A 12,877-nucleotide genomic window follows, 5' to 3' on the forward strand; every position below is an offset into this window, starting at 1 on the left:
CTAAAAAAAGAAATGGCTTTTGAAATTGAACTTTTAAACAATGCCGATGTCCCGGAAATCATCGGGCTTATCTTGCCGATACAACAGCAAGAACATCAAGTTCCTGTAACCATTGAAGATCAGCCAGACTTATTGAATGTAGAAAAACATTACCAACAAAAGGGTGGCGCTTTTTGGGGAATTAAACACCAAGGAACGCTCTTGGGAACTATCGCTTTAATAAAGATGGAAGCAGAACAGGGCGGAGTGATACGAAAAATGTTTGTCCGCAAGGAGTATAGAGGAAGAGAATTAGGGTTAGCGCAGAAATTACTGGAACATTTGATATGCTATGCCAAAAAGGCCGGTATGAGCCATTTATACTTAGGTACCTTTCATACATTAAAAGCCGCCTTACGTTTTTATGAACGGAACGGTTTCATGCAAATTGAAAAAGTGCAACTCCCTTCCCATTTTCCAATTATGGAAGTAGACGATGTATTTTTTCACCTAATTCTGAATAACGATGACAAATGTGATTGACGAGTCGGGCCTCTTAGCGATATCAACACGCCTACAACGCTTAAGTGATCAGCTGCGAAAAGACGGACTAAAAATTTACGAATCCTATGGTATCCAATTCGAACCGAAATGGTTTCCGGTGATTTACACACTCCATAAAAAGCCCATATTGAGCGTAGTGGAAATAGCCAACGAAATTGGGTATACTCATCCCTCTACTATCAGCCTTCTCAAAGAATTAGAGAAAAAAAAACTGATAAAATCAAAGAAAGATAAAGATGATGAAAGGAAGAGGCTTTTATACCTAACCAGAGAAGGAGAAACGTTAGTCGAAAAGATGCAGCCCATTTGGGATGTAATGGTTAAAGCCCTAGAACAACTTACTAATACGTCTAACAACCTAATGAAAGCTATTGACGAAGTTGAGTACCAACTAAAACTACAAGGTTTCTATCAAAGAGCCGAATTAATCAAAGAAAACAAGAGCAAATAATTTATGAGTATTGTAATTAGAACAATCCGTCAGAACGATAATCAGATTTTAGCGCAGATTCTGAGAACTTCCTTAGAAGAACACCATATCCCAAAAGAAGGAACCGTATATACAGATCCGACAACCGACAATCTGTATACACTTTTCCAGCAACCAAGAAGTATTTATTATGTAGTAGAAGAGGATGGGGAGGTTTTAGGTGGTTGTGGTATTTATCCGACAGCCAATTTACCAACAGGCTACGCAGAGCTTGTCAAACTGTATCTGTCTAATAAAAGTAGAGGTAAAGGTTTGGGTAAAACACTCATTAATCGGTGCTTGGAGAAAGCTGTCGACTTAGGTTATACCCATCTCTACTTGGAGTCTTTCCCTCAATTTGAAACAGCAATAAGCATGTACAAAAAAATGGGTTTCTCTTCATTGCCTCACGCACTTGGCAATTCCGGGCATTATGCCTGTAATGTATGGATGGTAAAAGAGCTGGTGCTTGCCGCCAACTAACAAATTCCGGTGTTTTTTGTATCTTTACTGTAGATAAAGCTACTATTATGAGCCGCATAGAAACATTAAACAACGTTTTGGACGGTTTAATGACCCGTTATAAACAACGTGTTCCGGATGTCGGTGCCATTATCCAAGCGATGCTGCAAGATGGCATTATTCAACATCCAGATGAGATCGAAAATGACCATATCGCTTTTAGGACCATGGGAGTATCCCAATTAGGTATAAAATCTTTTGAGAAAATCTTTCTGCATTATGGTTATGAAAAGCGCGATTATTATAATTTCCCCGGAAAGAAGTTAGATGCTTATTGGTATGCACCTCCTGCCGACCGATATCCCCGAATTTTTGTGAGTGAGCTTCGCGTGAGCGATCTTTCTCAAAAAGCCCAAGATATTATCAAAAGCTATACCGATGAAGTAACATCCGATCCGGTGGACAAACTGGATCTTGATAATGCGATGGAAGTCGACCGTTTTCTTCACAGCCCCTTATGGAGAATACCATCGCTGGAAGATTACAATATTTTGGCCGAAGAAAGTGAATATGCTTCATGGGTTATTTACAACCGCTATTATTTAAATCACTTTACAATCAGTATTCACAATCTGAAAGAAGGATTTAATGATATCGCGCTTTTCAATAACTTTCTCGAAAAACATGGTTTCAAGTTAAATACCTCCGGTGGTAAAATTAAGGTAAGTCCTGATGGAGGCTTACTTCAAAGTGCTACCGTGGCCGAAATGATTGAGGCCACTTTTGCCGATGGAGAAAAACAACATATATCGGGTTCTTATGTCGAATTTGCAGAAAGAAAGGTATTGCCTGCTTACGTTCACCTAGCAAAAGAACAAATAAAAAGGCTGCATCGTCGAGACGGTTTTGAAGCCAATAACGCAGATAAAATATTTGAAAGCACCTATAGTTCGCAAACAAAAGGCGATTAAGATCAGCTTTTGAAAATCGGCTTTCAGCGATAATGAATAAAGCAGAAAGCCGATTTCCGACAACCAAAAGCGACTTAAACAACGATATTTACGATCTTCCCCTTGACAACGATCACCTTCTTAGGTGTTTTACCATCAAGGTAACGCTGCACATCTTCGTTCGCTAATACAGCTTGTTCGATCTCGATCCCCTCAAGGCTCAGCGATAGATTGAGTTTTAGTCGCATTTTACCGTTAAACGATATAGGGTATTCAAACTCATCCTCTATTAAATAATCCGGGTTGAAAACAGGGTAAGAAGTGTAAGACAAGGAGCCCGGTTCATTTCCAAGAAGCACCCATAGTTCTTCGCAGATATGGGGTGCGTAGGGTGATAACACAATTACCAAATCCCGCAGAATGGCTCGCTTATTACACCTCAAATCAGTTAACTCATTTACGCAAATCATGAAACTCGAAACCGAAGTATTAAAAGAGAATCGTTCGATATCATCCTCCACCTTACGGATAATCTTATGTAAGGACTTAAGCTCTGCCTTTGTCGGTATTTCATCCGATACGGAAAAATTTGAAGATGCGTCATGGAACAAGCGCCAAAATTTACGAAGAAATTTGTGAACGCCTTCAATACCGTTTGTGTTCCAAGGTTTACTTTGCTCTAAAGGGCCCAAAAACATCTCATACATGCGTAAGGTATCAGCGCCATATTGCTCTATTATATCATCCGGATTAACGACGTTAAACTTGGACTTGGACATCTTTTCTACCTCATGTCCACAGACATATTTGCCGTCCTCTAAAATAAACTTAGCTTCTGCATATTCGGGTCTGGATAGCCTGAACTTTTCTAGATGTAGAATATCGTTGTTCACGATATTAACGTCAACGTGAAGTGCAGTCGTTTTGTATTGATCTTTCAGGCCTAAAGAAACGAAAGTATTAGTGCCCGCTCCATGCTCATCCAATACACGGTACACAAAATTGGAGCGTCCTTGTATCATCCCCTGATTGATCAGTTTTTTGAAGGGTTCTTCTTCCTTTACCTTTCCAATGTCTTTCAAAAACTTATTCCAGAAGCGGCTGTATAGCAAATGTCCGGTAGCATGCTCTGAACCGCCAATATATAGATCAACGGCCTGCCAATAATCAATAGCCTCTTTTGAGGCAAACGCTTCCGAATTGTGCGAATCCATATAACGATACCAGTACCAGCTAGATCCTGCCCATCCGGGCATTGTACTAAGTTCGTACTCATATCCCCCCTGATATTTCCAATTCGTTGCACGTCCCAAAGGCGGTTCGCCGCTTTCTGTAGGCAGATATTTATCCACTTCCGGCAATAACAACGGGAGCTCGTTTTCTTTGATTAGTTTAGGCAATCCATCTTTAAAATAAACAGGCACCGGTTCACCCCAGTAACGTTGTCTACCAAAAATCGCATCGCGCATCCTATAATTGACTTTGGCTTTTCCGATACCACGTTCTTCGAGTACAGATACTAGCTTCGAAACCGCTTCTTGATAAGATAAACCATTAATTAATTCGGAGTTAATATAAACACCCTCCTTCCGACTATCGGCCTCCTCATCTATTTCTTGTATATCAAGAATTTTGATAATAGGTAAATGAAATTGCTTTGCGAACAGGTAATCACGTTGATCCCCCGAAGGCACAGCCATGACGGCACCGGTACCATAACCAGCTAACACATAATCGGCAATCCAAATCGGCACCTGCTTGCCTGTCAAAGGATGCATCGCATAACTACCTGTGAATGCACCGGTAACGGTTTTGGTATCGGCCATTCTGTCACGCTCGGATTTCTTTTTGGTCTGTTCTATATAATTTTCGACCTGTGCCCGCTGTACGTTCGTTGTAATGATCGGAACTAAATCATGCTCGGGCGCTAATACCAGAAAACTTACGCCATATATCGTATCAACTCGTGTGGTAAACACTTCAATGGAATCGCTCCCATCTGCTAAGGCAAATTTTACACTTGCTCCTATACTTTTTCCTATCCAATTGCGCTGCATCTCTACTAACGGCTCGGGCCAATCAACGGTGTCCAGCCCCTGCAGTAATCGTTCTGCATAAGCAGTAATTCGCATACTCCACTGCATCATCTTCTTCTGAATCACCGGATAACCACCACGCTCTGATACCCCATCTTTCACTTCATCGTTTGCCAAGACAGTACCTAAGGCCGGGCACCAATTGACGGTGCTCTCGCGCAAATAAGCTAGACGATATTTTAACAACTCGGTCTCCTTTTGCTCTTCAGAAAAATGGTGCCATTCCTCGGCTGTAAATTCGAGGACATCTTCATCACATACTGCTTCTATCCCCTTGCTCCCTTTGGTTTCAAAAATCCGGATCAATTGGTCAACAGGTTCAGCCTTATCGCTATCCGTGTTATAGAATGAGTTGAAGAGCTGCATAAAAATCCATTGTGTCCATTTATAATAAGATGGATCACTGGTTCGTATCTCCCTGCTCCAATCAAATGAAAAACCAATGTTATCTAACTGCTCCCTATAACGCTTTATGTTGGTTTCCGTGGTTATTGCGGGATGCTGACCGGTTTGAATAGCGTATTGTTCAGCCGGCAACCCAAATGAATCATATCCCATGGGATGTAACACGTTATATCCACGTAATCTCTTATATCGCGAAAAAACGTCGGAGGCTATGTATCCGAGTGGATGACCAACATGAAGCCCGGCTCCTGAAGGATAAGGAAACATGTCTAACACATAATATTTTGGCTTATCTGACGTATTATTAACTTTAAATGTTTGATTGGAAGCCCAAAACTGCTGCCACTTTTTCTCTATAGTCTTAAATTGATAGTCCATTATAACACATTACAGTATGACTTGCGAAAGTACGAAAAATCTCACATCTCATGTCCTATATCTCATATCTAATTATTAATTTCGCATTTCAAATAGTAGCATATGGAAGAATTTGAAGTAAGTGCGTCATCCAGAAAAACAAAATCCGTCTACATATCCACGGTTATTAGTATTGCTCTGGTATTACTCATGACCGGACTATTAGGGTTGATCCTCGTTCATGCTAAAAATCTTTCCAATTATGTTAAGGAAAATATTGTACTTAACATCATCGTTAATGACGGGGTAACAGAAGCCGATATTCTTAGTCTACAAAAAGAGCTGGACGGAAATCCTGCGGTACTTCGCACACAATATGTTAGCAAAGAATTAGCAGCTAGAAATCTTCAAAATGACTTGGGCGAAGATTTTGTTAAGTTTCTGGGTTATAACCCACTGTTATCGTCCATCGACGTCTATCTCAAAGCAGATTATGCAAATAAAGCAGGTGTAGAGACCTTTACAAAGCAGGTATCTAGCAACAGCATGGTCAAAGAGGTTGTTTATCAAGACTCGCTGATCGATATGGTCAACAAAAACATTCGTGTCATTGGTCTTATCATACTTGCCTTCGCAGCTATCTTATTGATTATTGCCGTCGCATTAATCAATAACACCATAAGGCTGGCAATCTATTCACAACGCTTTTTAATAAAAAGTATGCAAATGGTGGGAGCAACAAAGGGCTTCATTCGCCGTCCATTTTTAGGCTATGGTATTCTTCACGGCCTTTTGGGTGCTCTGATTGCAATCATTCTACTATTGCTGACATTGTATTTTGCGCAAGAGCAAATTCCTGAAATTGTTATTTTACGTAACTATTTTGAATTTGCCCTCATTTTCATAGGTGTAATCTGTTTAGGCATTCTGATCTCGGGGGCCAGCACTTATTTTGCAGTAAGCAAGTATTTACGTCTCCGAATAAATGATCTCTATCGGTAATATACATTCACTTAATTAAATTTAGCATTATGCCGCAAGAAAAAAAGAAAGTAGCTCAAGGCGAACAAAAGTCAAACTTTGTTTTCGGTAAATTGAACTACCAATTAATGTTATTAAGTATTGCCATTGTTATCATTGGCTTTATTTTGATGGCCGGTAAAACAGATATTTACAGTTTCACTAAAATAACTTTAGCGCCGATTGTGGTTGTCGCAGGCTTTGCTCTTGGCATTGTAGCAATATTAAAGAACCCTACTAAATAACACCAATAGATGACTTTAATAGAAGCGATTATTTTAGCCATCGTAGAAGGGCTAACCGAATTCTTACCTGTTTCATCCACCGGCCACCTAATCATCGCAACCGCCTTAATGGGCATCGAACCATCTGCCTTCGTTAAACTGTTTACAGTAGCTATTCAACTAGGCACCATCCTCTCGGTTGTGATTCTTTATTTTAAGCGATTTTTTCGTTCGTGGTCTTTTTATTTAAAACTATTTGTTGCTTTTATTCCGGCAGCCATTTTTGGCTTATTATTTAGCGACGAAATAGACAATATGCTAGAGAGCCCAATGACGGTGGCAATCACCTTAGTTTTAGGCGGCATTGTGCTCCTATTCGTCGATAAATGGTTTAATGCACCTCGCATTGATAACTCAGACAACATTTCTTACGCTACCGCCCTGAAAATTGGCTTTTTTCAGTGTCTAGCAATGATACCAGGCACTTCTCGCTCGGGAGCAACCATTGTTGGCGGTATGGCGCAGAAACTTTCAAGGAAAGCCGCAGCTGAATTTTCTTTCTTTTTAGCCGTGCCGACTATGTTTGGCGCGACGGCAAAAAAACTGCTCGACTTCTACAAAGATGGCAACCAGTTTACCGCAGACCAATATAATATCCTTTTTATAGGTAACTTGGTGGGTTTCATCGTAGCCATCATAGCCATTAAAAGCTTCATTGGTTACGTTACGAAATACGGATTCAAAGCTTTTGGATGGTATAGAATTATAGTAGGTGGGATTATTATCGTGATGCTTTTAAGCGGTCACAGCTTATCGGTGCTTTAATGGAAGACGAAAAAGAAAAGCCGATTTTCCCTCGTTTCGATTTCACCGCCGGTGAGGTTTTACTGATTGATAAGCCTTACAAATGGACTAGTTTTGACGTAGTGGGAAAGATCCGCAATGCTTTAAAGCCTTTGAAATTGAAAGTAGGCCATGCAGGCACACTCGATCCGCTGGCTACAGGTTTACTTATTGTTTGTACCGGCAAACGCACTAAAACTATTGATGAGCTTCAAGCGCAGGAAAAAGAATACATAGGAACCTTCACACTCGGAGCAACAACGCCGTCTTATGACTTAGAGACAATTCCGGATAGCTTTTTTGATATCACAAATCTTACGGAACAAGATCTACTTCGCGCCTCACTAACATTCGTCGGTGCTATTGAACAATATCCGCCGGTACATTCGGCTGTAAAAATGCAAGGCGAAAGATTATACGAAAAAGCCAGACGAGGCGAGTCCGTTGAACTAAAACCTCGTCGTGTAACGATCTATGAGTTCGAATTAACCCGTATTGCTCTTCCGGAAGTTAACTTCAGAGTCGTTTGCAGCAAAGGAACTTACATTCGATCGTTGGCACATGACTTTGGAAAAGCAGTGGGCGCCGGTGCCTATCTGAGTGAATTGAGAAGAACTCGCAGCGGTAATTTTCATGTCAGAGATGCCTGGAATGTTTTGGAGCTGTCCGATCATATTCGGTCTTTGAAAGAACAAGGTCTATTAATAAATGACGAAGGAGAACATTCATAAAAAACCTTAACCTCAATACATTATCACTTTTAGAATAAATACGTATCTTGGAAGAAAGGTACATAAAATTATCTCATAAGATTTTCTGTAGGCAGAAACAGTGGAACACACAAAGCGTGATATATTGCAAATAAGGGTTTAGGAATGGCTTTGGAACAAAGATTAGTATGATTATTTGCTGCTAAAGTAAAATGCTTATGAGGTAAACAGCAGATTCATGATAAAAAAACAATTTATTGCGGATGAAAATATATAGAAACATTGAAGATTTTATACCATTGGACAATGCAGTGGTGACGATTGGAACCTTTGATGGCGTTCATATAGGACATCAGAAAATTATAAGCAGTTTAAGAGAATATGCGCAAAAGATAAACGGAGAAACGGTACTTCTTACCTTTTTTCCCCATCCAAGGATGATCTTGCATCCGGATGATGATAGCTTGCGTCTTATAAACACCATTGAGGAAAAAGCCGATCGACTAGCCGAAAGTGGAATCGATCACCTGATTATCACGCCGTTTACACGGGATTTTTCCAATCAATCGGCAGAAGAATATATTCGCGAAATTTTGGTCAGTAAAATCGGCACTAAACGGATCATTATCGGTTATGATCATCATTTTGGGAAGGACCGCAAAGGATCACTGGTCGATTTGCTAAAATATGCAGAACAGTACCATTATTCGGTACAAGAGATACCGGAGCAAGACATCAATGATGTGGCTGTCTCATCGACGAAAATACGCGAAGCACTCATTATTGGCGAAATTGCCACTGCCAACAAGTACTTAGGTTATCCTTTCCACATTACAGGAAAAGTGGTTAAAGGACAGCAGCTAGGCAGAACCATTGGATACCCCACCGCTAATATCGAAGTTCCGGAAAGCTACAAATTAATTCCTGCTTATGGTATTTACGCAGTACAGGCAACCCTTATTGAACATGCGGAGATGACTACGGGAGAATATATACCGGCAAAAAAAGGCCCTACGTTAAAAGGTATGGGATATATCGGAACACGGCCCACTGTAAGAGGTGTCAACCGAAGTATAGAGATCAATTTTTTTGATCTTAACGAAGATTTATATGGCAAAACGCTTCAAATACAATTTTTACACTTTGTGCGTCACGATCATAAATTTGATAGTATTGAGGCAATGACGGCGCAATTGGCAGAAGACGAGAAGAAAATAAAAGAGCTGCTTGCTTAATTTCTCCAATATTAAATTTCCGGATGAAACTTCATATCGATAAGAACGAACAAGAAGCTATTGAAAACGCCATTGCACATTGGGAAGAGAACAGCCTGATTGACAAAGAAACGGCGGACAGACTTAGGCACTCGTACGAGGTGAAGGGCTTCGACTGGAGACGTCTAGCACAATATTCATTTTGGATTGCACTCTCTTGTATTGTACTGGCCTTCCTGTCCTTATTTGTCGATCAGGAGATTCTTCAACTTTTGTCAACGCTATACGAAACACCCAATATCATTATCTGCGTGTTTTGCGCTTTGCTTTCATTTTTATTTTATTACCTGGGTTATTTCAACAAAAAACGACATCCAGAGAAATTATTTACCAATGAAAGCTTAATTGTGTTGGGTGTATTTTCTACGGCTACTTTCATTGGCTATCTGGGCAAGGTTATCGACAAAGGTGACGGGATGTATTCATTCTTATTTTTATTGTCTATAGTCATTTATACCGTTCTTGCTATACAGCTTTCTTCAAAAACTATTTGGGCTTTTATGTTGATCGCACTAGGTATATGGTTTGCCACCGAAACTGCTTACCACAGCAATTGGGGATTTAAATTTTGGGGAATGAATTATCCATTGCGCTTTACCATATTTGGAATACTACTAACAGTTTTCACCTTGGTTCTGCATAATAAATGGGCAGCTATTAGAGGCTTTAAACAATTAAGTTACATCATGGGAGTATTATATCTCCTTATTTCCTTATGGTTACTATCAATTTTCGGAAACTATAGCGATTTAGACAAATGGGCAGCTACCAAGCAATATCATATATTTTATTGGGGAGTACTCTCAACGGTCGTTTGTTTAGCATTTGCTTGGTATGGTCTCAAAAAGAACGATATTATCGCCCGTGAATTCGGCATCATCTTCCTTCTAATTAATCTTTATACGCGATTCTTCGAATATCTATGGGACAATATAAATCGAGCGATTTTCTTCTCTTTGCTCGCCTTATCCTTTTGGCTTATCGGACGAAAAGCCGAAAAAATTTGGAGTGGAAGCTTCCTAAAAAAGAAGGAGTTCCCACCCAAATTATGATTGTTTAATAAATTGCAGATTCAATACGATTTTCACTTCATCTCCAACCACTACGGATCCAGCCTCCGTCAAATCATTCCATTTCAGCCCAAAAACCTGTCGGCTGATCTTAGCGGTTGCTTCAAAGCCCGCTTTTTGATTACCGTACGAATCTTTAGCAGTACCGCCAAACTCTACTTCAAACTGCACAGCCTGGGTATGTCCTTTGATCGTTAAATCGCCTCTTAACAAGTATTCGCGGCCTCCTTTTTTTTCAAACGAGCTTGACTGAAAGGTCAACTCAGGGTAATTCGCCGTATCAAAAAAATCGGCTGATCTGAGATGTTCATCACGATCCTTCATATTCGTATCAATGCTATCAGCATCAATCATAAATCTAATCGTTGCATCAGAAAAATCCTCGTTCGTTGCCTCAATTTGTCCATCAAACTTATTAAAGTTACCCGCAACCGTGGAAATAACCAAATGCTTTACCTTAAATTGCACTTCTGAATGCGCCGGATCAACTTTCCATATAGAAGCCATAATATGTGTTTTTATCACAGAAAACAATAAACACCGTAAAATGTTTAGGTTCAACTAACACTATACAGCCTCAGTTACAATCTCATATGTAATTTGTACGCCACCTGCTGCCAACATATCGTGTACCGAACAATATTTCTTTACTGCTAGCTCTGCTGCTTTCTTGGCCTTCTCGATGTCAATACGCCCTTTTAACTTGAATAGTAGATGAATATCGGTAAAAACGGCCGGAATCGCATCTTTTCGTTTTCCATCAACCTCAATTTTTACATCCTCTATTTCCTGCTTTTGTTTTTTCAGGATATTTATAAGGTCGAGTGCACTACAAGAACCCAAAGCCATTAACACCAGCTCCATAGGGCGTGCACCTAATGCCTCACCACCAATTTCCGGAGAGCCGTCAATATGGACTTTTACATCGGTGGACGCACTTTCACCTTCAAAATGCACCGCCTGGTTTAGCCTGTTTAGCGTTACTTTCATTTTCTTAGCTCTTAGCTTTCAGCCATCAGCTGCCAGCTTTATTTCGTTATTATTCCTGTTAATTAATGATACTTTAAGTATCATGCAATGCATACTAAGCTTTGCTCTAAGCTTTAAACGGTATTCCATTCCTCGTTTAAGGTCGAGCTCCGACCTTTTCGAAAGCCGACAATTATTTGCTGCCGTCCAAAGCCTGCTTCAAATCGACCAAAATATCGTTCACATCCTCCAATCCGACCGAAATACGAACGGTTCCTGGATAGATACCGATTTGTTCACGCTCCGCATCTGTTAATTTTGAATGTGTCGTAGACGCCGGATGCGTTGCAATCGTACGTGAATCGCCCAAGTTAGAAGTGATCAAGATCATCTTCAAATTATCGAGAAAACGTTTAGCACGTTCAAAGCCACCTTTAATGACAAAGGTAACAATGCCACCTCCAGCCTTCATTTGTTTTTTGGCCAACTCATATTGAGGATGTGAGGGCAAGAAAGGATAGCGAACAAAGTCGACCTCATTATGCGACTCTAACATGCCCGCTACTGCCAACGCATTATCACAATGGCGGTCCATACGAAGCGCCAGAGTTTCAAGACTTTTTGATATAATCCAAGCATTGAAGGGTGACATAGACGGCCCGGTGTGCCGAATAAAAAACATCATCTCGTCGATCAACTCCTGTTTACCTACAACAATCCCGCCTAAAACACGTCCTTGTCCGTCCATGTATTTCGTGGCAGAATGGCTTACTAAATCAAAACCATATTGTATCGGCTTTTGCAGATAGGGCGTCGCAAAACAGTTATCTACATTTAATATAATATTTGGATATTTTTTTTTAAAGGTTCCTAACCACTCCAGGTCTACCAATTCCAAGCCTGGATTTGATGGCGTTTCCAAAAAAAACATCTTCGTATTAGGCTGAATGGCTTTCTCCCAATCAGCTGGATTCTTTGCATCTACATAAGAGGTAGTAATGCCCCATCGTGGAAATAAAGTCGTAAACAGTTGATGAGTAGAACCGAAAACCGATCTACAGGCCACAATATGGTCGCCGTTTTTCAGCAGTGCAGCGAAAGAGGCAAAAACTGCCGCCATTCCGGAAGAAAAGGCTAAACCGGCCTCTGCTCCCTCCAGCTCACAAACTTTTTGTATAAATTCGTTCGTATTTGGATTAGAATACCTAGAATATACAATACCTTCTTCCTCGCCGGCAAATACAGCGCGCCCTTGCTCGGCATCATCAAAAATAAAACTTGAGGTTAAATATAAAGGTACAGAATGCTCGCGATTCTGTGAACGTTGAGTTTGACTACGAATTAATTTACTTTGTTCTTCCATTCTATTTCTATTGTCGACTCAAACCTACCATAAAATTCACTTAGTTAGAAACTTTTATTTTAATTGTTTTGTAATAAACAAAGTCGGAACGCATCAAAAAAGCGTTGATCCGTATATGAACC

14 protein-coding genes are annotated in these 12,877 nt (G+C 40.2%); 10 read left to right on the top strand and 4 right to left on the bottom strand.

Annotated elements, in window-relative coordinates; translation table 11 throughout:
* Positions 1 to 12: 12 nt before the first annotated feature.
* From ACH11B_RS02735 to ACH11B_RS02750, 4 genes are read left to right on the top strand one after another with little or no spacing between them, the layout of a single operon-like run.
* Positions 13 to 522: a GNAT family N-acetyltransferase gene (locus ACH11B_RS02735; RefSeq protein WP_130858224.1), complete on the top strand. Its 510-nt coding sequence runs from the start codon at positions 13 to 15 to the stop codon at positions 520 to 522.
* A complete protein-coding gene (locus tag ACH11B_RS02740; RefSeq protein ID WP_013663854.1) occupies positions 506 to 994 on the top strand; it encodes a MarR family transcriptional regulator in 489 nt (162 codons plus the stop codon). The genes ACH11B_RS02735 and ACH11B_RS02740 overlap by 17 nt, the downstream gene beginning before the upstream one ends.
* 3 nt (positions 995 to 997) lie before the next feature.
* Positions 998 to 1,495 carry a GNAT family N-acetyltransferase gene (locus ACH11B_RS02745; RefSeq protein ID WP_013663855.1) on the top strand — a complete coding sequence of 166 codons (498 nt, stop codon included), beginning with the start codon at positions 998 to 1,000 and terminating at the stop codon, positions 1,493 to 1,495.
* 47 nt (positions 1,496 to 1,542) lie between these two features.
* Positions 1,543 to 2,445 (top strand): DUF1338 domain-containing protein, encoded by a 903-nt coding sequence (locus ACH11B_RS02750; RefSeq protein ID WP_377613076.1) that lies wholly within the window; start codon positions 1,543 to 1,545, stop codon positions 2,443 to 2,445.
* Positions 2,446 to 2,519: 74 nt separating this feature from the next.
* Here ACH11B_RS02750 and leuS read toward each other — a convergent pair whose 3' ends face one another.
* Complete coding sequence (gene leuS, locus ACH11B_RS02755; protein ID WP_377613078.1) at positions 2,520 to 5,303, bottom strand: leucine--tRNA ligase; 2,784 nt, start codon at positions 5,301 to 5,303, stop codon at positions 2,520 to 2,522.
* A gap of 102 nt (positions 5,304 to 5,405) precedes the next feature.
* On the opposite strand from leuS, the gene ACH11B_RS02760 reads away from it, so the two are divergent.
* The 6 genes from ACH11B_RS02760 (at position 5,406) to ACH11B_RS02785 (ending at position 10,405) form a co-directional block, all read left to right on the top strand.
* Positions 5,406 to 6,284: an ABC transporter permease gene (locus tag ACH11B_RS02760; protein WP_013663858.1), complete on the top strand. Its 879-nt coding sequence runs from the start codon at positions 5,406 to 5,408 to the stop codon at positions 6,282 to 6,284.
* Positions 6,285 to 6,313: 29 nt separating this feature from the next.
* Positions 6,314 to 6,547 (top strand): DUF3098 domain-containing protein, encoded by a 234-nt coding sequence (locus tag ACH11B_RS02765; RefSeq protein WP_013663859.1) that lies wholly within the window; start codon positions 6,314 to 6,316, stop codon positions 6,545 to 6,547.
* Positions 6,548 to 6,556: 9 nt separating this feature from the next.
* Positions 6,557 to 7,351, top strand: coding sequence for an undecaprenyl-diphosphate phosphatase (locus ACH11B_RS02770; protein WP_013663860.1), 795 nt, complete (start codon positions 6,557 to 6,559; stop codon positions 7,349 to 7,351).
* Positions 7,351 to 8,100 (top strand): tRNA pseudouridine(55) synthase TruB, encoded by a 750-nt coding sequence (gene truB / locus ACH11B_RS02775; protein ID WP_130858227.1) that lies wholly within the window; start codon positions 7,351 to 7,353, stop codon positions 8,098 to 8,100. The genes ACH11B_RS02770 and truB overlap by 1 nt, the downstream gene beginning before the upstream one ends.
* A gap of 242 nt (positions 8,101 to 8,342) precedes the next feature.
* Positions 8,343 to 9,314, top strand: coding sequence for a bifunctional riboflavin kinase/FAD synthetase (locus tag ACH11B_RS02780; protein ID WP_013663862.1), 972 nt, complete (start codon positions 8,343 to 8,345; stop codon positions 9,312 to 9,314).
* Between the two features lie 23 nt (positions 9,315 to 9,337).
* Positions 9,338 to 10,405: a DUF2157 domain-containing protein gene (locus ACH11B_RS02785; protein WP_377613080.1), complete on the top strand. Its 1,068-nt coding sequence runs from the start codon at positions 9,338 to 9,340 to the stop codon at positions 10,403 to 10,405.
* On the opposite strand, the gene ACH11B_RS02790 is transcribed toward ACH11B_RS02785, so the two are convergent.
* The 3 genes from ACH11B_RS02790 to ACH11B_RS02800 all read right to left on the bottom strand — a co-directional run bounded on the left by ACH11B_RS02790 (position 10,400) and on the right by ACH11B_RS02800 (position 12,755).
* Positions 10,400 to 10,930, bottom strand: coding sequence for a YceI family protein (locus tag ACH11B_RS02790; RefSeq protein WP_013663864.1), 531 nt, complete (start codon positions 10,928 to 10,930; stop codon positions 10,400 to 10,402). The genes ACH11B_RS02785 and ACH11B_RS02790 overlap by 6 nt on opposite strands.
* A gap of 60 nt (positions 10,931 to 10,990) precedes the next feature.
* Positions 10,991 to 11,413, bottom strand: coding sequence for an OsmC family protein (locus tag ACH11B_RS02795; protein WP_013663865.1), 423 nt, complete (start codon positions 11,411 to 11,413; stop codon positions 10,991 to 10,993).
* Positions 11,414 to 11,585: 172 nt separating this feature from the next.
* Complete coding sequence (locus ACH11B_RS02800; protein WP_377613082.1) at positions 11,586 to 12,755, bottom strand: trans-sulfuration enzyme family protein; 1,170 nt, start codon at positions 12,753 to 12,755, stop codon at positions 11,586 to 11,588.
* Positions 12,756 to 12,877: the final 122 nt, after the last annotated feature.

The sequence above is a fragment of the Olivibacter sp. EAT-5 genome, from assembly GCF_044784325.1.
GTDB classification, from domain to species: domain Bacteria; phylum Bacteroidota; class Bacteroidia; order Sphingobacteriales; family Sphingobacteriaceae; genus Olivibacter; species Olivibacter oleidegradans.